At 27.4% G+C, this 21820-nt stretch carries 23 protein-coding genes, 1 pseudogene and 1 other annotated feature; of the genes and pseudogenes, 2 read left to right on the forward strand and 22 right to left on the reverse strand.

Features of this window, described 5'->3' with window-relative positions; translation table 11 throughout:
• A pseudogene (locus BUA77_RS08075) lies at positions 1–206 on the reverse strand (hypothetical protein); the annotation flags it as partial.
• 163 nt (positions 207–369) lie between these two features.
• Between BUA77_RS08075 and BUA77_RS08080 the strand changes: the two are divergent.
• Positions 370–567, forward strand: coding sequence for a hypothetical protein (locus BUA77_RS08080; RefSeq protein WP_072889047.1), 198 nt, complete (start codon positions 370–372; stop codon positions 565–567).
• Between the two features lie 83 nt (positions 568–650).
• On the opposite strand, the gene BUA77_RS08085 is transcribed toward BUA77_RS08080, so the two are convergent.
• The 3 genes from BUA77_RS08085 to BUA77_RS08095 all read right to left on the reverse strand — a co-directional run bounded on the left by BUA77_RS08085 (position 651) and on the right by BUA77_RS08095 (position 2548).
• On the reverse strand, positions 651–851 hold the full coding sequence (locus BUA77_RS08085; RefSeq protein ID WP_072889048.1) for a cold-shock protein: 201 nt from the start codon (positions 849–851) through the stop codon (positions 651–653).
• 110 nt (positions 852–961) lie between these two features.
• Positions 962–2068, reverse strand: coding sequence for an amidase domain-containing protein (locus BUA77_RS08090; protein ID WP_330390055.1), 1107 nt, complete (start codon positions 2066–2068; stop codon positions 962–964).
• Between the two features lie 231 nt (positions 2069–2299).
• Entirely contained in the window at positions 2300–2548 is a 249-nt protein-coding gene (locus BUA77_RS08095; protein ID WP_072889049.1) for a hypothetical protein, read from the reverse strand.
• Between the two features lie 180 nt (positions 2549–2728).
• On the opposite strand from BUA77_RS08095, the gene BUA77_RS08100 reads away from it, so the two are divergent.
• The gene (locus BUA77_RS08100; protein ID WP_072889050.1) at positions 2729–3286 is read left to right on the forward strand and encodes a 3'-5' exonuclease; all 558 of its coding nucleotides are present in this window, start codon (positions 2729–2731) and stop codon (positions 3284–3286) included.
• A gap of 25 nt (positions 3287–3311) precedes the next feature.
• Here the strand turns inward: BUA77_RS08100 and BUA77_RS08105 are convergent, their stop codons facing one another.
• The 18 genes from BUA77_RS08105 to BUA77_RS08185 all read right to left on the reverse strand — a co-directional run bounded on the left by BUA77_RS08105 (position 3312) and on the right by BUA77_RS08185 (position 21402).
• Positions 3312–4010: a TVP38/TMEM64 family protein gene (locus tag BUA77_RS08105; RefSeq protein ID WP_072889051.1), complete on the reverse strand. Its 699-nt coding sequence runs from the start codon at positions 4008–4010 to the stop codon at positions 3312–3314.
• Positions 4011–4105: 95 nt separating this feature from the next.
• Positions 4106–4228, reverse strand: a complete 123-nt coding sequence (locus BUA77_RS14545; protein WP_278280561.1) for a hypothetical protein — start codon at positions 4226–4228, stop codon at positions 4106–4108.
• Between the two features lie 3 nt (positions 4229–4231).
• Positions 4232–5059: a sulfurtransferase gene (locus BUA77_RS08110; protein ID WP_072889052.1), complete on the reverse strand. Its 828-nt coding sequence runs from the start codon at positions 5057–5059 to the stop codon at positions 4232–4234.
• The gene (locus BUA77_RS08115) at positions 5060–5764 is read right to left on the reverse strand and encodes a TVP38/TMEM64 family protein (protein ID WP_330390057.1); all 705 of its coding nucleotides are present in this window, start codon (positions 5762–5764) and stop codon (positions 5060–5062) included. It abuts the gene before it with no gap.
• 204 nt (positions 5765–5968) lie between these two features.
• Positions 5969–6562: a CDP-alcohol phosphatidyltransferase family protein gene (locus BUA77_RS08120; protein ID WP_072889054.1), complete on the reverse strand. Its 594-nt coding sequence runs from the start codon at positions 6560–6562 to the stop codon at positions 5969–5971.
• On the reverse strand, positions 6556–7641 hold the full coding sequence (locus tag BUA77_RS08125; protein ID WP_072889057.1) for an ABC transporter ATP-binding protein: 1086 nt from the start codon (positions 7639–7641) through the stop codon (positions 6556–6558). The genes BUA77_RS08120 and BUA77_RS08125 overlap by 7 nt, the downstream gene beginning before the upstream one ends.
• 28 nt (positions 7642–7669) lie before the next feature.
• Entirely contained in the window at positions 7670–8458 is a 789-nt protein-coding gene (locus BUA77_RS08130) for an ABC transporter permease (RefSeq protein ID WP_072889087.1), read from the reverse strand.
• Position 8459: 1 nt separating this feature from the next.
• On the reverse strand, positions 8460–9341 hold the full coding sequence (locus BUA77_RS08135) for an ABC transporter permease (protein WP_072889059.1): 882 nt from the start codon (positions 9339–9341) through the stop codon (positions 8460–8462).
• Positions 9325–10560, reverse strand: coding sequence for an ABC transporter substrate-binding protein (locus tag BUA77_RS08140; RefSeq protein ID WP_072889062.1), 1236 nt, complete (start codon positions 10558–10560; stop codon positions 9325–9327). Before BUA77_RS08140 ends, BUA77_RS08135 begins: the two co-directional genes overlap by 17 nt.
• A gap of 33 nt (positions 10561–10593) precedes the next feature.
• Positions 10594–11442: a (Fe-S)-binding protein gene (locus BUA77_RS08145; protein ID WP_072889065.1), complete on the reverse strand. Its 849-nt coding sequence runs from the start codon at positions 11440–11442 to the stop codon at positions 10594–10596.
• 270 nt (positions 11443–11712) lie between these two features.
• Positions 11713–11934 carry a hypothetical protein gene (locus BUA77_RS08150; protein WP_072889068.1) on the reverse strand — a complete coding sequence of 74 codons (222 nt, stop codon included), beginning with the start codon at positions 11932–11934 and terminating at the stop codon, positions 11713–11715.
• Between the two features lie 36 nt (positions 11935–11970).
• A complete protein-coding gene (gene argH / locus BUA77_RS08155) occupies positions 11971–13290 on the reverse strand; it encodes an argininosuccinate lyase (RefSeq protein ID WP_072889070.1) in 1320 nt (439 codons plus the stop codon).
• 22 nt (positions 13291–13312) lie between these two features.
• Positions 13313–14512, reverse strand: coding sequence for an argininosuccinate synthase (locus tag BUA77_RS08160; protein WP_072889072.1), 1200 nt, complete (start codon positions 14510–14512; stop codon positions 13313–13315).
• 147 nt (positions 14513–14659) lie between these two features.
• Positions 14660–14871 (reverse strand) — a binding site (T-box leader).
• A gap of 529 nt (positions 14872–15400) precedes the next feature.
• Entirely contained in the window at positions 15401–16447 is a 1047-nt protein-coding gene (locus BUA77_RS08165) for an FAD:protein FMN transferase (protein WP_072889074.1), read from the reverse strand.
• Between the two features lie 34 nt (positions 16448–16481).
• Positions 16482–16964, reverse strand: a complete 483-nt coding sequence (locus tag BUA77_RS08170; RefSeq protein ID WP_072889076.1) for an FMN-binding protein — start codon at positions 16962–16964, stop codon at positions 16482–16484.
• 267 nt (positions 16965–17231) lie between these two features.
• Positions 17232–19856: a pyruvate, phosphate dikinase gene (gene ppdK / locus BUA77_RS08175; RefSeq protein ID WP_072889078.1), complete on the reverse strand. Its 2625-nt coding sequence runs from the start codon at positions 19854–19856 to the stop codon at positions 17232–17234.
• Positions 19857–19915: 59 nt separating this feature from the next.
• Complete coding sequence (locus BUA77_RS08180; RefSeq protein WP_072889080.1) at positions 19916–20752, reverse strand: pyruvate, water dikinase regulatory protein; 837 nt, start codon at positions 20750–20752, stop codon at positions 19916–19918.
• An 11-nt stretch (positions 20753–20763) separates the two neighbouring features.
• Positions 20764–21402 (reverse strand): helix-turn-helix transcriptional regulator, encoded by a 639-nt coding sequence (locus BUA77_RS08185; RefSeq protein ID WP_072889081.1) that lies wholly within the window; start codon positions 21400–21402, stop codon positions 20764–20766.
• Positions 21403–21820: the final 418 nt, after the last annotated feature.

Raw genomic sequence — 21820 nt, forward strand, 5'->3', positions numbered from 1 at the left:
AAGGCATTAATCATAGATTCAAGAGAAAAATTTCTTTTACGTCCAAAATTAGAATAATATTTTTGATAAAAAGAAAGTGGGATGAAATCACTAATATCAAAAAAATGATTTAACATAGAAAGTAAATTGTATTGATTTTGATTAAAAAACTTTTCAAAATCAGAAGAAATATTAGAAAAGTTTAATTGTTTAGCTTGAACTGGCATAAGTTTTTCCTCCTTTTTTCATTTTGAGTTATACACATCTAGTTAATGTATATATACCCAAAATGGGGGAAACTTAGCCATTTCTATAAATTTAAATGTAGTATTTATGCGAGTTGTAGAGTTCTGCAACGAGCTAGTTGTATTATTTGTAAGGGGGAATATTATGGTAAATGATTTAGTCACAATCCTGGGAATAATTATAACTTTATTTGGTATATTTTTAAGCTTAATAATTGCATGCCAATTTGCATATCTAGGAAGTGTTGAAGAAATAATTATTACAGGGATTATTGGGCTAATAAATTTATATGGACTTTATATTTTTTCCAAAAGTAAAAACTACAATAAAGATAATACTTAAAATTAAAAAGCCGCTTTACATTTAATTGTATAAAAGCGGCATTTTTTCATATTTATTATAATCAATATTATGTAAGTCAGTGATTATAACTTAACAACATTAGCAGCTTGAGGTCCTCTAGCACCTTCAACTACTTCAAATTCAACGTTTTGTCCTTCTTCTAAAGTTTTGTATCCTTCACCTTGAATTGCTGAAAAATGTACGAATACATCTTCTCCACCTTCTATAGATAAAAATCCGTAACCTTTTTCTGCATTAAACCATTTAACTGTTCCTTTTTTCATTAAAAACATCCTCCTAAATAAAACAAATTTGAAACAAATAAACTATTTGTTACCTTATATCCTAAATTACTATATTTTCGAATTATTGTCAATACAAATAAAAATTTTATTTAATAATGTACACGAACAAGCCAAAACTTAATTCCTTTATCACTCCACCCAAGATCCCAAGGAACTCTATATCTATCTGTATTATGGCAATTTACTAATGCATACCCTTTTGAATCTGCTCCAGTAACAACTGAAATATGAGTTACCTTTCCTTTTTTTTCATATGCTACGAAATCTCCAGGCAAAAGTTTATATGATGCTTTATAAACTTTGCTATAACTACCATATGATATTAAAGAAGCTCTTCCACTATATATCATATAGTCTTTAAATGCTTGTGCATTCACCCAAGCTTTACTTCCTCCTGATTTGTCATAGTTCCATTTATGAGTTTTTCTAAAATTGCCTCCTTCATATAATATTTGAGAGGCAAAATTTGCACAATCCCCTCCTAATGGATTATAATTTCTATATTTTTTATTGTATTTAAATTCATATTCTTCGTCTGCAGCTGCTCCACAAAATTCATCAGCATAATTAACAGCATTTTTTCTTCTTTCATTTATCTGTAATGAATCACTTTTTTGTTGAGATAAAATATATTCTTTTATATCTTTAGATTCTATCTCATCTAAATTAAGTGAATCTGCAAAAGGGTCAGTATACCATTCCTTTGTTATAATCCAGCCTTCTTCCTTTATCATTGTATTTAAAACATGATATGTTCCTATTCTAAAAAAATTAACATTATCTGGATCATTTTCATACACATATTCATATTCTGTTGAGGCGGTAAAATTTATTGAATATCCTTCATTTATTGTTTTTATTCGGTTTATCTTTATTTTAGTTCTTATATCTTTAAAATCTATCCCCTGTTTATTAGCCCATTTATGCAAATATTTCATTTTTTTTAGCTCATGTTCATACGCCCAAACTCCATACTTTGTACTTTTATCATAAAGATTATTCAAGGTATTTAAATCCTCATCTAAAAGTGCTCTATTTCTTGATTTAAATATTTCTTCTAGAATTTGAGAGCCTTCGTCTTCATTAAAAATCGTTACTATATCTGGTTTAAAATTAAATAATACTATCATTAGACTTAATACTAGTAAACAAGTAATACTAATAATAAATTTCATCTTTTTTATTATAATAACCACATTTCTACCCCCTAAAGTCTACTCAAAAGATTATATGTTTATAAATATAAAAATATAATTAAAGATTATAATAAAAAAGTCTTTATTCTAAAGATTTTAACTGTAGACTTCTTTGAAATTTCATGGCACCAACGAATTCTAACGAATTCCGTTGCTTAAAATTCATAACGAAAATTATATTTATCCACAATTCAAAAGGATTATTAGAAAAAACTAATAATCCTTTTGTTTTTACAGCGAATTGAGTATTTTCTCAATTTTTTTAACTATTTTATTTATTTTTTCATTTACACTCTCATTTCTAATCTTAGCACCACATTTAGGACAATATACTGCACTTTTAGGTAATATAGCTTTACATTCAGGCTCTGGGCAAAACATATATCCTATATCATTTTGTGTTATTTTTCTTTTGCACCTTGGACACACAGTTCCTGGTCTTGCTGATATTTGTTTATTACATTTAGGACATTTAATCATATTCCTCCCCCCATTTACTTATAATACCAACCTATTTAATTTATATAGTAAAAATCTATATATTTTATAATATTCATTTTTAATCTGTATTGATAGAACAAAAATACATCTAAATTTTAAAAATCTACATATAGATAAATAGTTTTTTTGTGGTTATAATATACATAAGGAGTGATAATATTGAATTATATAGTATTTGATTTAGAATTAAACAGCAAACCTTTTAAAAGTAAAATTCCAAATGAAATTGTTGAAATTGGAGCAGTGAAAATAAATGAGAATTTAGAAATAATTGATAGATTTCAGTCATTTATAAAACCTAAATATTTTCCAAAATTGTTTAGAACAATAAAGAAAAAAACTAAAATATCTCAAGTAGATATTAACAATGCCCAAAGTTTTGATACAGTTTTAAATTTCTTTAAAAACTGGATTGGAAAAGAATATATATTATTCTCATGGGGATATGATGATTACTATCATTTTAAAACTAATTGTACATTACATGAATTAGATATTAATTGGTTATATAAATTTGTAAATATTCAAAAACAATTTGCTCATATATATAAATTCGAAAAAGGTCAATATCCTAGTTTAAAAAATGCATTAAATAAATTAGATATACCATTAGAAGAAGATGATTTTCATAGAGCTGATATAGATGCTGAATATACAGCAAAAATATTTATAAAAGTCTTTAATAAACTGACTTTTTCCAATGTATTAAAAAATTAGCCTATATATAAATTCTTACATATTATTATTCATCAACAACTTCAACTTTATTCTTTTTTATTAACCCTGGAATTAATGATAAAATTATAAACACTAATGCTCCTATTCCAAAATATCCAAAAGTTTTTCCTATATCTCCTTTTCCTGTTACTAAAGCTCCTCCCATAAATGTAAATGCTATAATTCCAGGTACAGTACATATCCAAGAAATAATAATATATGATCTAAAGCTAATATTTGTAAGCCCATATGCATAGCTTTGAAGCATATAAGGAAATCCAGGTACTAATCTTGTAAAAATCAACAATCTCCATCCATGTTTTTGAACACCATCATCTATTTTTTTTAATACTTTATTCTCTTCAATCAATTTTTGCATTATGTCTCCAGCAGCATATCTAGCTATCAAAAACGCAGCACTATCACTTATAATTGCTGCTAATCCTGTCCATACAGTTCCCATAACAGGCCCAAACGCTAATCCTGCTAAAATTGCCATAGGAGGAGCCGGTAAGAAAAAAATACAACTGAATATAAATAAAATCATATATATTATTGGTCCTATTACTTTATATCCTTGTATCCAAATTTTAATTTTTTGTATATTCTCTAAACTCATATATTCAAAAAATCCTAAAAATTTTATACTCAAAACAATAGTTATAATTACACCAAATATAATTATGCATTTTTTTAACTCCTTAGATTCTTTTATTTTCTTCACTGTTTTCCCTCCTAATCCCGTTATTTATTTAAAAAAGGACTGCTCTATTATTAACAGAACAATCCTTTTATTCTTATTAAAATCCCTTACCTTTACTACTTTTCCATAGGCATATTAAAGTCTCCACCCCATTCATAAATTGAAGCTTCATAATTTCTAACTTTATCAAAGCCAACGGCTCTGAGGATCATGGCTGTATATCCAGATCTTATGCCCATTGTTCAGTATACCGTAAAATCATCTTCTGGCTTAACACCTAACTGTACCATAATATTTTTAATCTCCTCCGGAGATTTAGGTGTACCATTTTCATTTAAAAGATCTGTCCATAGCATATGTACAGCCCCTTTAATATGACCGCCTCTTGGCTCTCCTGCATTTTGAGATCCTTTAAATTCTTTCTCTGTTCTTACATCTATTAAAACTTGTTTTCCTAAATTCTCATATACATGTTCCTTCGTTGCAACGTAACTTTCATCATAATCCTTTAATACTACTCCTAAGGTAGGTATTGGATTAACTACTTCATCTGTCAACTCATATCCTAATTTTTTCCAATACGAGAGTCCACCTACTAGCATTTTTACATTATCCATACCCACTTGTTTTAGTTGCCAAACTGCTCTACCATCAGCCCCTGGACCTTTAAACACATCAGAATAAAAAACTACTGTTTTTTTGTTATCTATACCTAGTGATTCTAGTTTTGCTTTTAAATCTTCCTTTTTCATAATAGTTCCCCATCCTGGGTCACCTGGTTTCCCTACCTTATCTGAAAATGCATGAAGTCCTATACTTATCGCTCCAGGAATATGCTCTTTTGCGTAAATATCTGGTTTATTGCAATCTAGTAATACTAAATCATCACTTCCTAACAACTTATTAAGCTCATTAGGTGTAATTAAGAAATCATTATTTTTATAAACTGAAATATCAAATTCTTCTTTTATTATATTTTCTGTAGAATTTGAAGTGTTTTTAGAACAACCAACTATACTAAAAACCAATATAGTAGTTGTTAATAAAAGAAGTATCTTCTTAAAATTCAACTACATCATTCCTTTCTTTTTTTTATCATTCCAAACTTTCTTAAATAAAACAATAAATGTACTTAATGCAAATAAGCATAAAAGTCCAAATACAAATGTCCTTGCTGTACCTGTAAGCATACTCCCAATATATGAGTAAATGATGGTAGCTGGTAACTGACCAATTCCCGTTGCTATAAAAAATGACCAAAAACTCATTGAAGTAAGTCCTGCTGAATAACTAACAATATCAAATGAGATAAATGGAAGTAATCTAGCAATCAAAATAGCATATTTCCCATAATTTCCAAAAAACTCATCAATGCTTTTTAAAGCAGTGCGTGATGTAAGCTTTTCAACTACATTTCTCCCTAAAAATCTTGCTATATAAAAGCAAATTGTAGCCCCTGCCATGGCACTTGACCACGAAAGGAGTGCTCCCTTAACCCAACCAAAAAGACCTGCATTTGCAAAGGTTATAATAAAAGCTGGTAGAGGTGCTGCAATTGATTGTAAAATCATAAGAAAAAATGATACAATAGGAGCCCAAATACCAAATCCTAAAATATAATCTCTTACCATATCTACATCTACATTACTTAAAATAAATATAGCCTGATTTATATTAATTTTTACAGCAGGTATAAAAAAATATACAGATATTATAATAGCTAAAAATATAATTTTTGATTTATATCCCTTTATTAATCCTTTAATAATAATCACCCCTTTCTTAATTAAATATTTTTCACAACAAATTCTTGTAAAAAATTAACTTGATTATCAATTTTTTTATAAATACTTATATGAAAATAATATCATTATATGTAAATTTTAGTCTAATAGATAAATTTTATATCTTTAAAGTCATTTATAAATTTTTCTTATAACAAAAAAAACTTCGTAAATTTAAATTTACGAAGTTTTTTATTATTTAACTTTTAAAAATATTTTTCTTGCTTCTACCATACGCTGAATAGCAGTTATTAAAACTATTACAGAAAATATATTTGTAATTAAACCAAGATAATTTGTACATAAAATCATTAAAGTAAGCAGTATAAATCCTTCTGTTCTTTCCGCTATTCCTGCTTGATAATAAAATGACTTTATTCCATTTTTATCACTTAACGCTCCAACCGTTAAAAAAATAGTCATAGAAAAAAGAATACATGATGTTAAAATTAAAAAATTAAATCTTAAATGTTCAAATCTTACTGCTAAGCTAATTATTACTGAAATTTCTACAATTCGATCAAAAGTAATATCCATTAAAGTTCCCCAAGGTGTTGTATTTTTTTTAGCTCTTGCCATGGCTCCATCAACAGCATCTAAAAATCCTGAAATCCAAAGAAATACACAAGCTGTTATAGGCAAATTTAAATATATAAATATTGATGTTGATATACCTATAATAAAAGCTAAAAATGTAACTTGATTAGGAGTCATGTTACATTTTAAAAATGTTTTTGATGTTAAATTTATTATTGGATTTACATATTTTCTTGCATGTGTATCTAACATTTTAATTCCTCCATATCATCCTTTATAAAGTATATATTTTTTATATCATATTCTACAAAAACTCTTTCTCCAACTTCAAACTCAATATCTAGATTAAACTTTTGAACAACTTCAATCTCATTTGATTTAACATCTATTTTAAAAAATAAAAAACCTTGTCTAAAAGAACAATCTTTTATAATTCCATAAAATCCATTTAAAGCATTTTTTAAATTATACATCTTCTTTACTTCAAAACATTCTGGTTTTAATATAATATTTCCATAAAATCCATTTAAACTAGAATCTTTTAAATTGATTTTTAAATTTTCATATTTAAAAATATCATCTTCTACTCTTCCATAAAATGTATTTTTAATTCCTAAAAAATTTGCTACGTAAGTATCTAAAGGTTTTTCATAAATTTCTTTTGGAGAACCCTTTTGAAGTATTTTTCCTTCTTTCATTATAGCCATTCGATTAAATAAAATAAAAGCCTCTTCTTTATCATGAGTTACAAAAACAATAGTCATTTTATATTTTTTATGAATCCTTAAAATTAATTCTCTCATTTCGTCTCTTAGTTTTGGATCAAGAGCACTAAAAGGCTCATCCATAAGTAAGATTTCAGGTTTTAATACTAATGCCCTTGCTAAAGAAACTCTTTGTTTTTGTCCTCCACTTAACTCATGAGGATATTTATTTTCAAACCCCTTTAACCCTACAGATTCAAGAACTTTATTTATTTTTTCAATACTATCTTTTTTAGAAATTTTTTTCATTTTTAACCCAAAATAAATATTCTCAAAAACATTCATATGAGGAAATAATAAAGGTTCTTGAAAAATCATACCTATATTTCTTTTTTCTGGTGCAATATTAGTAATATCCCTATCTTCCATATATAAATTTCCTCTATTGGGTACAATAAGTCCTGCTATTATTTTTAAAAGAGTTGTTTTTCCACAACCAGAAGAACCTATTAATCCAAAAAAATCTCCTTTTCTAATTTTTAAATCATCTATTTCTAAAAAAAAATTAAAATCTTTATTACTTGAAATATATTCTTTTTTTATATTTTTTAAATGCAACTTAATCATAAGACTTACCTTTCCACCCTATTATTTTTTATTCATAATATTTCTTTAAAAAAAGCTCCATAATACATAATGAGATTATGGAAACAATAGCAAACAAAATAGAATATACAGCTCCTATGTTTTTATCTCCTCCATTAATAAAAGGAAACATTAATGTTGAAAGAGTAACTACTTGTCCTCCTCCAATTAAAATTGTTATTATATACTGACTTAAAGAAATTAAAACTGTTAAACTAGCTCCCGCTACAATTCCTGGTAGCAAAAAATAAAATTTCACATACATAAAAGTAACAATACTTCCTGCTCCAAGCATCTTTGCTTGTTCTTCCCACTTAAATCCCAAATTTTTAAAACTAATGCTAATAACCCTTATCATATAAGGAAGAGTTGGTATTATATGAGATAAAATTACTCCTAATATAGATTCTGTTAAATTCAATTTAATGAATGTTTTATGTATTCCCATTACTGAAATTATAGGAGGAAAAATTATAGGCATAAGCAAAAATATTTCTATAAACTTTTTTCCCTTAAAGTCATATCTTCCAATTGCATCTGAAGCAGGAATTGCTATAATTAAATTTATTATAGTTACAATTAATGCTATTTTAAAACTTGTCCATATTCCTTTTATAGTTTGAATATTAAAAAAAACATACTCCCATCCTTCAAAACTAAAGCTTGTAGGGATTAACTCAGGCCATCTCCATCCATTTGAAACACTAAGTAAAAAAAGAAAAATAACAGGTAAAAATCCAAATAAAATTATTGCTGTTAAAACCCCAAAGCCTATTTTGTCCCAAAACTTTCTATTCATATTATTTCCTTCTTTCATGTATATTCTTTTTTTCAAAAAAATAAAAAACAGCTCCTATTGATAGTATAATTATAATGGTAAGTACATTAATTGCAAGTGCCTTTGGTCTATCTATTAAATTACCATTCATATATATTTGATAAGAATACACAGAAATCATCTTAGGATAAGTAACTCCAAGCAGAAAAGGTATTTCAAAGTCTGCAAAAGTATAAGTAAATATTATAAAGGATGAAATTTTTAAAGGTGAAATTAATAAAGGAAAAATAACTTCTTTAAAAAAGTTAAATCTACTAGCTCCTAACATATATCCTAACTCAACCCAAGAACTCTCTACTTTTAAAACAACTGAAAACAGCATTAATACAACAAAAGGACTTGTTTTCCATATATAAGCAATAATAATTCCAAATCCAAATTCATCATTTATTATTACTGGAAAATCTGTTATTTTTTCAATTATTCCCATATTAAATAAAATACTACTAATCCATCCACTTTGTGTAAATATCATAAAAATAATATACCCAGAGACTAAATAAGGAAATAACATAGGTATTTGAAAAAAATTTTTAATAACTAAAGTAAATCTACTGTACTTACTAGTCTTGATTATAAATAATAAGAAAATTATAAACAAACCTAAAAAAACTGAAATAAGTGTAGATATAATAGAAATTTTAATTGTAAGAAAAAAGCAATCCCAAAATTCAGATGATTTTAATAGTTCTTCATAATGCTTAAAAGAAATTTGACTTACATCATAAATAGATGTAAGTCCTAAACTCTGAATAAAGCCTTCTACTAGTCCTGCAAAAAATAAGATACAAGTAAGCATTAGTACTGGTAAAACTAAAATGTACGGTCTAATCTTTTGCAACATTTTCCATCCAATCCTTTTCAATTTCTTCTACATATTTTGATTTCATTTCAGGAATTTTATGTTTTTGAAGTTTTTCTAAGAATTTAGTTTCTTTCAACCCATAAATACTGCTTAACTTTTCTTTATCACTATTTGAAAGTTTGTCATATGATATAACTAGCCCATCTCCCCAATAAGATGGATTAAATTTTGTAATCTGAGCGTTAGGTGATAAAAGAAAATTAATCACAACCATGGCACCTTCTTTATTTGAAGCATTAAATGGTATAGTTAAGTAATGAGTGTTAGACAAAGTACCATCATTTAAAAAAAATACATTAGTTGATTCTTTGAATTCTCCATTTTTTATTTTATTAAAAGCATGTAATGGATTATACGACATACTCATTAAAACTTCTCCATTTGCATATAACATATCCAATTTTGAACTACTTTCAGGATATGTTTTTCCTTTTCTCCATAAATAGGGTTTTATTTCTTTCATATAATCCCAAGTAATATTACTATCACTTTTAAATTTATTCATATCTACAGTATCATAACCTTTATACTCACCTATAAGATGGACAAATGTTTGGCGTATAAAAGCACTTCCTGTAAAATCAGGTGGAGAAGGATACGTAAACTTTCCTGGATTTTCTTTTATCCATTCTTTAAACTCTTTCATGTCTTTTGGAGGATTTTTTACTTTTTCTGAATCATATATAAAAACAAACTGAGATTTTCCCCAAGGAACTTCCATTCCCATAGTATCTTCACCAAAATCATATTTTATATCTAAAGAATCTTTGTCTACATATTTATTATAATTAGGAAGCTTATCTGCAAAAGATGCCCATAATAAATTATTATCCTTTGATGTTTTGAAATTTTCCCCATTAATCCATAAAATATCTATGCTTCCTTGTTTTTTATCAACTTCTTTTTCAGTTAATAATTTATTAATCATATCTTTGGGATCATTTATTGGCACACGGTTCAAACTAATGTTAAATTTTTTCTTTATTAAAGGCTTAGCCCAATCATCTATATATGAATTAACAGATTTATCTCCACCCCACATATAAATATTAACTTCTTGACCTTTACTTTGTGAAACAATATCTTCCCATTTTAAATCTAATATATTTATCGATTCTTTTTCTTCTTTTTTTGAACATCCCGATATAATACTTATACTTATTAATAATATAACTAAAATCCAAGCTATTTTTTTCATATATATTCTCCTTTTTATAATTACTACTATTTATTATAATAAGCTATTTTTATTTAATCTTTCAATCATATTTTTACATTTATATCTATTTTTCCATTTTTTTAGAGCATTTACTTTACTTTGAGTAAATTTTAAATATATTTCCTCATTAAACATCAAGTCTAATATATGAATACTATTTTTTCCACCAATAATCATAGATTCTACACATGATTCACAGTAAGTCAATATATATTTAGAGTTTACCTCATTTGCTCTTTTTTTCATTTGGTTTAATGCTAAACTTTTATCCTTTATATTAAGCATTCCTCCACAGCATAGAGTTTTTTCCTTAGAATTATTAAATTCTTCTATTTTAATACCCATATCATTTACTATCTTTCTAATGGATTCATGTATATTTGATTCATTTCTAGTTGGACAAGGATCATGAAGAGCAAAAGTAATATCTAAATCTTTATATTTATTTTTAATATGATTAGGAATATCTATAGTACTAATTACTTCCCAAAGAGACTTTACTTTTATATTTTTACTATTTTCTTTTATAGTTTTAAAACAAGATTGGCAAGCAATTATTACCTCGTTAACATTCATTTTTTCTATTTCATCTTCTAACTGAGAATAATATTTTTTAAAATCATCTTTATTTCCAGCTAATTTAGATGGAGAAGCACAGCATTTTAAAATCATACCAGTTCCCGGTAAATTTTTTTTCAAATACTCATATGTCTTAATAACTATATCTGGACTATACGAAGCTAAACTACATCCAGGTATAAAAGCCCTTATAGTATTTATACTATCCTTAACTGATGTAGTAAAAATTTTTGAGAAACTGCTTATTTGATGTAATTTCACATTTAAATTGTTTTTTTTCATTATAAATTCATCCTTTTAAGTTTAATAACTATGTCGAAATAAAGTATATCATACATATTTAATGTTTAATTATAAAAAAATTCTATATTTAGTATATATATAATAAAATTTTTTAATAATTTCATAAAAAAGTCTTTATTCTAAAGATTTTACAATGTAGACTTTTTTGAAACTCATAACGGAATTTATATTTATCCACAATTTAAATAGGAATATAATTTCCTATTCGTTATAAAAAAATTAGAGCAGTCAAAAGACTACTCTAATTTTTTAACAAGTTTTTCTAAGATTTTCAATAGCTTTATTTAAGTTTATCTCATTTGCTTTTGCAGCTTCTTTTAATTCACTATTTATAACTACATTTATATACTCTCCATCATACTCTACTCCATCAATAAATTTATATTGCTCCAAAGCATTCCTAACCTTAGCCTCAACATCATTATAATTTAATACATCATTTGAATTAGCATATGAATATTTGTATATCATAATATTACCTCCTCAATTTTTATTATTTCTATAAATTTAAAAATTTATTTCTTTTTTTATTCCTTTTTTAAGTATATTTTCATAATCAATGAATTCATAAATATTATCTTCAAATAAATCACTAAACTTCTTAAATTCATCAATATTTAGTTCTTCTATTGATACATTTTTTTCTTCACAATATATAACAATATTTCCTACTACTTTATGAGCATCTCTAAATGCCATACCTTTATTTACAAGATAATCTGCAACTTCTGTAGCATTTAAAAATCCTCCTTTTACTGCCTTTAACATATTTTCTTTTTTTACTTTTAAAGTTTCAAGCATTCCACCCATTATCTTTAAGCAGTTTAAAACAGTATCTATTGAATCAAAAAACTTTTCTTTATCTTCTTGCATATCTTTATTGTATGCAAGGGGAATTCCTTTCATAGTAGTAAGTATTGATATTAAGTTTCCATATACTCTTCCAGTTTTTCCTCTTATGAGTTCTGCTCCATCTGGATTCTTCTTTTGAGGCATAATACTACTTCCAGTTGCATATTCATCATTTATTTCAACAAAATCAAATTCTTTACTGCTCCATAAAATAAGTTCTTCGCTTAGTCTACTAAGATGCATCATTATTATTGAAAAAGCTGAAATAAATTCTATTATATAATCTCTATCACTTACTCCATCTAAGAAATTATCGACTTTCTTTTTAAATCCAAGTTCCCTGCATGCATATTCTCTATCTATACTATATGTTGTTCCAGCAAGTGCACAACATCCAAGTGGACTTTCATCCATTACGTCTATTGCATTTAGTATTCTTTTTTTATCTCTCTCAAGCATACTATAATAAGCCATAATATGATATTTAAAAGTTATAACTTGTGCTCTTTGAAGATGAGTATATCCAGGCATTAAAACATTATTTTTTTCTCCAAGTTCTTTGATTATATCTTGAAGACTTTCTACAGCGTTAACTACTTCAAATCCTTTTTTCTTTGTATAAAGTTTCATATCAAGTGCTACTTGATCATTTCTACTTCTCGCTGTATGAAGCTTTTTACCAAGTTCTCCTATTCTATTTATCAAATTTATTTCTACAAAGCTGTGTATATCTTCATAATTACCTTCAATTTTCAAAACATTATTTTCTATATCTTTAAGTATTGATTGCAACCCTTCAATTATAATATCTCCTTCATATTTTGTCAAAATATTTGTTTTAACCAACATTTTAACATGTGCAATACTTCCATTTATGTCTTCAAAATATAATATTTTATCAAAATCAAGTGATTTATTAAACTCTTCCATAAGTGTATTTTCTTTTTCTTTGAATCTTCCACCCCAAAGCTTCATTTGTTTATTACCTTCTTCCTGATTAGTTTTTGTTTTTCATCATAGCTTTTATCTTAAATGGTAGACTAAACAAGTTTATAAATCCTTGAGCATCTTTATGGTCATAAAGTTCACTTTCTCCAAAAGAAGATATTCCTTCATCATAAAGAGCATACGGTGAATCCATTCCAGCAACCATTATATTTCCTTTATACAGTTTTAATTTTACATTTCCTGTAACATTTTCTTGTGTTATATCAACAAAAGCGTCTATTCCTTCTCTTAATGTATTAAACCATAGTCCATCATAAACAATTTGTGCATATTTCTGAGAAATTATCTGCTTATAATGAAGTGTATCTCTATCTAAAGTTAAATGCTCAAGTTCTTTATGGGCTGTAAATAAAATAGTTCCACCTGGTGTTTCATAGATTCCTCTTGATTTCATTCCCACAAGTCTATTTTCTAATAAATCTACAACTCCTATTCCATTTTCTCCACCAATTATATTTAATTTTTCAACTATCTGAGCTGGGGAATATTCTTTTCCATCAATTTTTTTTGGTATTCCTTTTTCAAAGTATATTTCAATATAACTAGCTTTATCTTTTGCTTTTTCTGGTGGAGTTATCATCATATATATATCTGTATTATGTTCATTTTTTAGATTTTCTAAATCTCCACCCTCATGACTTAAATGCCATAAATTTTTATCTCTTGAATATATTTTTTCTTTAGTAACAGCTACTTCAACTCCATGTGAATTTGCATAATCTATTGCATCTTCTCTTGATTTTATATTCCATATTCTCCATGGCGCAATTATTTTTATACTAGGATCAATAGATGCTATTCCTGTTTCAAAACGAACTTGATCATTCCCTTTTCCTGTACAGCCATGGCAAATATATTTAGCATTCTCTTTATGCGATATTTCAACAAGCTTTTTGGCCATTAAAGGTCTTGCAAGAGATGTTCCAAGTAAATATTTATTTTCATAAACAGCTCCTGCTTTTAAAGCTTTAAACACATAATCTTTTACAAATTCTTCTTTTACATCTTCAATATATACTTTTAATGCACCTGATTTTATAGCCTTTTCTTTTACTTCATTCATATCATCTCCTTGACCTACATCTACGCAAACTGCAATTATATCAACATTATAGTTTTCTTTTAACCAAGGTATAATTATAGAAGTATCTAATCCTCCTGAATAAGCTAAAACAACTTTCTCTTTCATATATTAATCCTCCCTTATTGTCCATTTATATAAAAAACTCTCATCTCTTTAAAATCAAGAGACGAGAGTTATCCCGTGTTACCACTCTTATTGATATAATATACATATCTTAAATGATAATACTAAAAAAGCCCTCATCTCTTAAAATCAAGAGACGAGAGCTATCCCGTGTTACCACTCTTATTGATATGAATACTCATATCCACTCATTACCCTTTAACGGTTGGTCCGTATTTTCCTACTTAATTTCAGAAAATATCCTCCATGGCTCTCTTCAGTATAACTATGTTGCTAGACTCACACCAACTCCAGCTCGCTGAAACAATCATTATACTTACTCTCCACTTCACAGGATTTAATATTATTATATTACCTTTTTATAAATTTATAACTATAAAAAATATAAAAAAGTCTTTATTCTAAAGATTTTAAATGTAGACTTTTTTGAAATTTCATAGCGCCAACGAATTCTAACGAATTCCGTTGCTTAAAATTCATAACGAAAATTATATTTATCCACAATTCAAAAGGATTATAATTTCCTATTCATTATAAAAAAAGCTCTCATCTCTTAAAATCAAGAGACGAGAGCTACTTCCCGTGTTACCACTCTTATTGATATGAATACTCATATCCACTCATTACCCTTTAACGGTTGGTCCGTACATGCCTAGATTTCAATATAACTATACTACTAGAATCACACCAACTCTAGCTCGCTGAAGCAATCATTATACTTACTCTCCACTTCACAGGATTTATATGTTTTAGATTTAAATTTTTAATTCAAATTGTTGAAATTAATTATAAACCCTTTTCATATTAATGTCAATTCAAAAGTTATATTTTTTTGTATAAATTTTATTTTCAGATATTTTATACTTTTTATTAATCTGTTTTTAATTTAAACTCTGTATCCGTTAGTTCAAATTTATCCTTTAGGCCAGAAGTTACATAAATTTCTGAGTCCTTAGTAACAAATATAGCATCTATATTTTCTAATTCTTCAATAAGCTTTAAACCCTCATCAAGCCCCAAAGAAAAAGCTACTGTTGATAAAGAGTCAGCATCTATCGAGCTGTTTGCTATTATAGAAACTCCTACAAGATTATTTTCAACAGGATATCCTGTATCTGAATCTAATATATGATGATAACGCTTACCATCCTTTTCGAAAAATCTTTCATAAACTCCAGATGTAACAACAGTTTTATTAGAAATACTCACTATGCCTATATAATTTCCTCTTGGAGAAAAAGGATTTTGAATAGCAATCTTCCACGGAGTCCCATCAGGTTTATCACCATAAGCAAATACATTTCCTCCAAGATTAATGACTGCATGTTCTACATTACTTTCCTTAAAAATTTTTATAATTTCATCAGCTGCGTATCCTTTTGCAATTCCTCCTAGGTCAAGAACCATGCCTTCTTCTTTTAACATAACACTTTTTTTAGACTCATTTAAAATTACATTATTATAATTTACTAATTCTTTTTTGTTATCAATTTCATTTTGAGAAGGTACTCTAGCATATTCCGTTCCAATGTTCCAAAGTTTTACAAAAGGCCCAATTGATATATCGAATTTCCCATTAGATAGTTCTGAAAAATATTTTCCTTTCTTTATAACATGAAAAGTATCATCAGATACTTTAACAAAATCTTTACCAGCATTTGAGTTTATCTTTATAACTTCACTAGTTTCTTTATTAATAGTCATTTTATTTTCTATATCTCTAAGCCTGTCAAATATTTCATTAAAAATTTCTTCTGAAACATTATCATATATATCTATTGTTATAACTGTACCTAAGACAAATTCTGTTTTTGAAAGTAATTCTTGACTAACATCCTTTCTTTTATTTGAACATCCTGTTAAAATAATTATTATAATAATAAATATATATCCTATCTTTCTTTTTTTATTTATCATATATTCCTCCATATAAATTCTTGATTTCAGTTTTTTATTCATTCTTCTTTACAGGGCCATTATCTAAAGCCTTTTTAGCTAATTTAAAAAATTCACTAACATGTATTGATACCCCTGATATTGCATCAGTACGTCCTTCATTATCTTTATACTCTATAGCTGTTGGATCTTGTGTTTTCAATAAGAAAGCTTCTACTTTTTCTGCTTGTTCATGCCATGGCGCTTTTGCTCCTGCTTTTTCTACCATTGGATAACCTCCGTTTTTAGATAGAGTTTTTTTGTCTTCTCCATCTTTTTGAACTCCATTCCAATCAGCAGAAATTATCTTTCCATCTTTAACTTCAAGTTTTACTATATCTTTAAATCCCGTTTGTTCGTCAAAATCATCTTCTTGTGCAATGTAAATTCCATCTTCATACTTTACTGCGTTTTGAGATATATGTAAAGTACATCCTACTAGCAACCCAATAGATATAATTAATGATAATCCTATTATTAAAATTTTATTTTTTTTCATATTATTCCTCCTCGTATTACACAAATAATTATCAACTTCATTATATATTTATTATACCATTACAACAATACCTAAAGTAAAAAAGTCTTCATTCTAAAGATTTTAAATGTAGACTTTTTTGAAATTCCATGGCGCCAACGAATTCTAACGAATTCCGTTGCTTAAAATTCATAACGAAAATTATATTTATCCACAATTCAAGAAAGATTATAATTTCCTATTCATTATAAAAAGACAACACAAATTGCGTTGTCTTTTATAATTTTATTATTTATTTTTTTCCTTTAATACAGCTTGCGCTGCAGCAAGTCTTGCTATAGGAACTCTATATGGTGAGCATGAAACATAATCAAGTCCTATATTATGACAAAACTCAACAGATGAAGGCTCTCCACCATGTTCTCCACAAATACCAAGCTTAATATTAGGTCTTGTTTTTCTTCCAAGTGTTGATGCCATCTTAACAAGTTTTCCTACTCCATTTTTATCTAGTACTTGGAATGGATTTTTTTCAAATATATTTTTAGAATCATATTCTACTAGGAATTTGTTAGCATCATCTCTTGAAAAGCCGTATGTCATTTGAGTTAAATCATTGGTACCAAAACTGAAAAACTCTGCTTCTTTTGCTATTTCATCAGCTGTTAAAGCTGCTCTTGGAACTTCTATCATTGTTCCAACTAAATAATCAAGTTCAATACCTGATTTTTCTATTATTCTATCTACAGTTTCAACAACAAAATCTTTTATATATTTAAGTTCATTAATATCTCCTATAAGAGGTATCATTATCTCTGGCTTTACATTTATTCCTTTATTTTTGACCTCTATAGCTCCTTCAATTATTGCTCTTGCCTGCATTATATATATTTCAGGATAAGTAATTGCAAGTCTGCACCCTCTATGACCTAACATTGGGTTAAATTCTTCTAAATCTTCAACTCTCTTGCTTAACTCATCATAAGAAATTCCCATATCTTTAGCTAAAGATTTAATATCTTCTTCTTTTTTAGGTAAAAATTCGTGAAGTGGTGGATCTAAAAGCCTTATTGTTGTAGGTCTTTCTTCCATTGCTTCAAATATACCTATAAAATCTTCTCTTTGCATAGGTAAAAGTTTATTAAGAGCTTCCTCTCTTTCATCAATTGTTTTTGATAATATCATTTTCCTTACAACAGGTATTCTAGTTTCATCAAAGAACATATGCTCAGTTCGACAAAGACCTATACCTTGTGCTCCAAATTTCACAGCAGTTTGTGCATCCTTTGGAGTATCTGCATTTGTTCTTACTTTAAGAACTCTTATTTCATCTACCCAATTCATAAGTTTTTCAAATTTACCAACAAGTTCAACCTCAACTCTAGGTATATTCCCTAGATAAACATTACCTGTAGAACCATCAAGAGATATGTAATCTCCCTCTTTTACAACTAAATCACCTATTCTGAATTCTTTTTTGTGTTCTTGAATCTTAATTTCTCCACAACCCGCAACACAGCATTTTCCCATTCCTCTTGCAACAACAGCAGCGTGAGATGTCATACCCCCTCTTGCTGTAAGTATTCCTTCACTTAAAACCATACCTTCTATATCTTCAGGAGATGTTTCAAGTCTTACAAGAAGCGCTTTTTCTCCATTAGCCTTTGCATTTACAACATCATTTGCTGTAAAATATACTCTTCCTGATGCTGCTCCTGGAGATGCTGGAAGTCCTTTTGCTATAACTTGTGCTTCTTTTAATGCTTTTTCTTCAAAATTAGGATGAAGAAGTTGATCTAGTTGCTTAGCATCTATTCTTAAAATTGCTTCTTCTTTACTTATAAGCTCTTCATTTACCATATCCACAGCTATATTAATAGCAGCACTTGCAGTTCTTTTTCCATTTCTTGTTTGAAGTATATATAATTTTTCATTTTCAATAGTAAATTCTATATCCTGCATATCTTTATAATGATTTTCAAGTATATGTGTGACTTTTTCAAACTCTTTATATACTTTTGGCATTAAATATTTTAAATTACTTATATGTTGAGGTGTTCTAATACCTGCAACTACATCTTCTCCTTGAGCGTCTACTAAAAATTCTCCAAATAATTTATTTTCTCCTGTAGATGGATTTCTTGTAAATGCAACTCCTGTACCTGAAGTTTTACCCATATTTCCAAACACCATAGACTGAATATTTACTGCTGTTCCTAAATCATTAGGAATATCATTTAGCTTTCTATATACTATTGCTCTTGAGTTATTCCAAGAATCAAACACTGCCTTTATGGCAAGTAAAAGCTGCTCTTTTGGATCATTAGGAAATTCTTTTCTAAGCTCTCTTTTATATATTGATTTAAATTCTTTAACTATTTCTTTTAAATCTTCAACAGTTAACTCTGTATCATATTTATATCCCTTTTCTTCTTTTATTCTATCTAAAACTGATTCAAATTTATACTTTGGAATACCCATAGCCACATCCGAGAACATTTGTATAAACCTTCTATAACTGTCATAAGCAAATCTTTCATTATTTGTATTTTTTGAAAGTGCTTTTACAGCTATATCATTAAGTCCTAAATTGAGTATTGTATCCATCATTCCAGGCATTGATATTACTGCACCTGATCTCACAGAAAGAAGTAGTGGATTTTCTTCATCTCCCAATCTTTTTCCTAAGGTTTTCTCAAGGTTTGAAAGAGAATTCATTATTTCATCTATAAGTTCTTCCCAAAGATTTTTATTTTTCTCATAATATGTATTACACGCAGTAGTTGTAACTGTAAATCCAGGAGGAACTGGAAGACCAATTTTTGTCATCTCAGCTAAATTTGCACCTTTTCCTCCTAATAGACTTTTCATTTCTTTTGAACCTTCAGAAAAACTATATACATATTTCCCCACTTTTTACACTCTCCCTTTTAGTATTTAATTATATTAAAGTCGCATATGACTTAATCAACTTAACCATTTAAAAATCCTTTATAAACTCTAAGTCCATTTTCCTTCATTATATTTATAATAAGACCAGCAGTTTCTTCAATAGCCTTATTTGATACATTAATAATAGGGCATCCTATTTTTTTCATTATTCTTTCTGCATATTCAATTTCTTCTAAAATTCTTTCCATAGTAGCATAATTTGCATTACTAGAAAGTCCTAATGCTTTTAACCTTTCTTGTCTTATTTCATTTAATTTTTCTGGAGTATTTGTAAGTCCTATTATTTTTTTAGTTGGTATTTCAAATAGCTCTTTTGGTACTGGAACTTCAGGTACTAAAGGGACATTTGCTACTTTTATATTTTTATTAGCTAAATACATACTAAGAGGCGTTTTTGATGTTCTTGATATACCAATAAGAACTAAATCTGATTTCACAAGACCTCTAGCATCTTTCCCATCGTCATACTTTACAGCAAATTCTATAGCCTCTACTCTTTTAAAATATTTTTCATCTAATTTCCTTATTATTCCTGGCTCTCTTAAAGGCTCTAAATTAGTCCTTAAAGCTATAGATTTAAGTAGTGGACTAACTAAATCTATACTAGGTATCTTGTTATCTTTACAAAATTTAGCAGTATAATTTGCAAGTTCTAAATCTACTAATGTATATACTACTATTGAATTTTCATTTTTTGATTCATTTAAAATTTCATCTAAAAAATCTATATCAAGTACATAAGGATATTTTCTCATTTCATAATTGTTTATATTAAACTGACCAATAGAAGCTCTTGCTACTTGCTCTCCTGTTTCTCCTAAAGAATCAGATATTATATATATAACTAAATTTTCCATAAAACACCTCTCTATTCTCCACATAATTCTACAAATAATCTTGCTATATTAGTTTTTGAAATTCTTCCAATTACTTGGTGATATTCTTTCCCATTTTTAATTTCTGTATCTACAACAGGAAGAGAATCAACTTCATGCTCTATTATTTTTTTTACAGCTTCAGAAATACTTTCATTTGGATTTGCTATAACAATATTCGGCATTCTAGTCATTGTCATCCCAACAGGAATTTTATTAATATCCATTCCTCCTATTGTACTTTTTAATAAATCTTTTCTAGATATTACACCAGATAAATAACCATTATTTGTTATATATATACTTCCTACATCTTCTAAAAACATAGTAACTATAGCATTATAAACAGTAGTTTCCTCTGTTAAAAGCACAGGCATACTCATTATTTCACTTATTTTTTTAGATTTAAGTTTTTTGGATATTATATTATTTTCATCCACTCCTGCATAAAAATATCCTACTTTAGGTCTTGCATCTAAAATTCCAGTCATAGTAAGTATTGCAAGATCAGGTCTTAAAGTAGCTCTTGTCACATTAAGCATTGATGCTATCTGTTCACTTGTTATAGGTTCATGTTCTTTTACTATTTCTATTATCTTCATTTGACGATCATTTAGTTGAATAATAACCACCTCTTCCGAAATGTGATATACTATATTATATAGTATATTATATATGCTTACTCATTATATGTAAATAAAAAATTTATAATCATAAAAAAATTCGCTTCATGCTATCGCATGGCTCATGTCGCCAACGAGTCCTAACGGACTCCGTTGCTCAAAATAGTTGATACTTTTATTCAGTTACCAAAGTTACAATTTAAAAAATTTATAGTTTCCTATACAAGAACAAAATATCACTTCGTGATACTCTCAGATGAGTAGCAGAGCTACTCATCTGTATTTTTTGAAACTAATTCACCATTACATTTTGGACATATAAGTATAGGCATTTTTACTTCAAAATTCTCAATATCACAACCAGAAGCAAAAAAGTCATCTTCAATAAATTCATCAATAATAAACCTAGGTACATCTTCTTCAAATC

The sequence above is a fragment of the Tepidibacter formicigenes DSM 15518 genome, from assembly GCF_900142235.1.
GTDB lineage: Bacteria > Bacillota > Clostridia > Peptostreptococcales > Peptostreptococcaceae > Tepidibacter > Tepidibacter formicigenes.

Excerpts from the sequence above, each read along its gene's own strand:
- BUA77_RS08080 (WP_072889047.1), top strand. The coding sequence starts at position 370 with ATGGTAAATGATTTAGTCACAATCCTGGGAATAATTATAACTTTATTT.
- BUA77_RS08085 (WP_072889048.1), bottom strand. The coding sequence starts at position 851 with ATGAAAAAAGGAACAGTTAAATGGTTTAATGCAGAAAAAGGTTACGGA.
- BUA77_RS08095 (WP_072889049.1), bottom strand. The coding sequence starts at position 2,548 with ATGATTAAATGTCCTAAATGTAATAAACAAATATCAGCAAGACCAGGA.
- BUA77_RS14545 (WP_278280561.1), bottom strand. The coding sequence starts at position 4,228 with ATGGGCATAAGATCTGGATATACAGCCATGATCCTCAGAGCCGTTGGC.
- BUA77_RS08120 (WP_072889054.1), bottom strand. The coding sequence starts at position 6,562 with ATGTTAGATACACATGCAAGAAAATATGTAAATCCAATAATAAATTTA.
- BUA77_RS08125 (WP_072889057.1), bottom strand. The coding sequence starts at position 7,641 with ATGATTAAGTTGCATTTAAAAAATATAAAAAAAGAATATATTTCAAGT.
- BUA77_RS08130 (WP_072889087.1), bottom strand. The coding sequence starts at position 8,458 with ATGAATAGAAAGTTTTGGGACAAAATAGGCTTTGGGGTTTTAACAGCA.
- BUA77_RS08135 (WP_072889059.1), bottom strand. The coding sequence starts at position 9,341 with ATGTTGCAAAAGATTAGACCGTACATTTTAGTTTTACCAGTACTAATG.
- BUA77_RS08140 (WP_072889062.1), bottom strand. The coding sequence starts at position 10,560 with ATGAAAAAAATAGCTTGGATTTTAGTTATATTATTAATAAGTATAAGT.
- BUA77_RS08145 (WP_072889065.1), bottom strand. The coding sequence starts at position 11,442 with ATGAAAAAAAACAATTTAAATGTGAAATTACATCAAATAAGCAGTTTC.
- BUA77_RS08150 (WP_072889068.1), bottom strand. The coding sequence starts at position 11,934 with ATGATATACAAATATTCATATGCTAATTCAAATGATGTATTAAATTAT.
- argH (WP_072889070.1), bottom strand. The coding sequence starts at position 13,290 with ATGAAGCTTTGGGGTGGAAGATTCAAAGAAAAAGAAAATACACTTATG.
- BUA77_RS08160 (WP_072889072.1), bottom strand. The coding sequence starts at position 14,512 with ATGAAAGAGAAAGTTGTTTTAGCTTATTCAGGAGGATTAGATACTTCT.
- BUA77_RS08165 (WP_072889074.1), bottom strand. The coding sequence starts at position 16,447 with ATGATAAATAAAAAAAGAAAGATAGGATATATATTTATTATTATAATA.
- BUA77_RS08170 (WP_072889076.1), bottom strand. The coding sequence starts at position 16,964 with ATGAAAAAAAATAAAATTTTAATAATAGGATTATCATTAATTATATCT.
- BUA77_RS08180 (WP_072889080.1), bottom strand. The coding sequence starts at position 20,752 with ATGGAAAATTTAGTTATATATATAATATCTGATTCTTTAGGAGAAACA.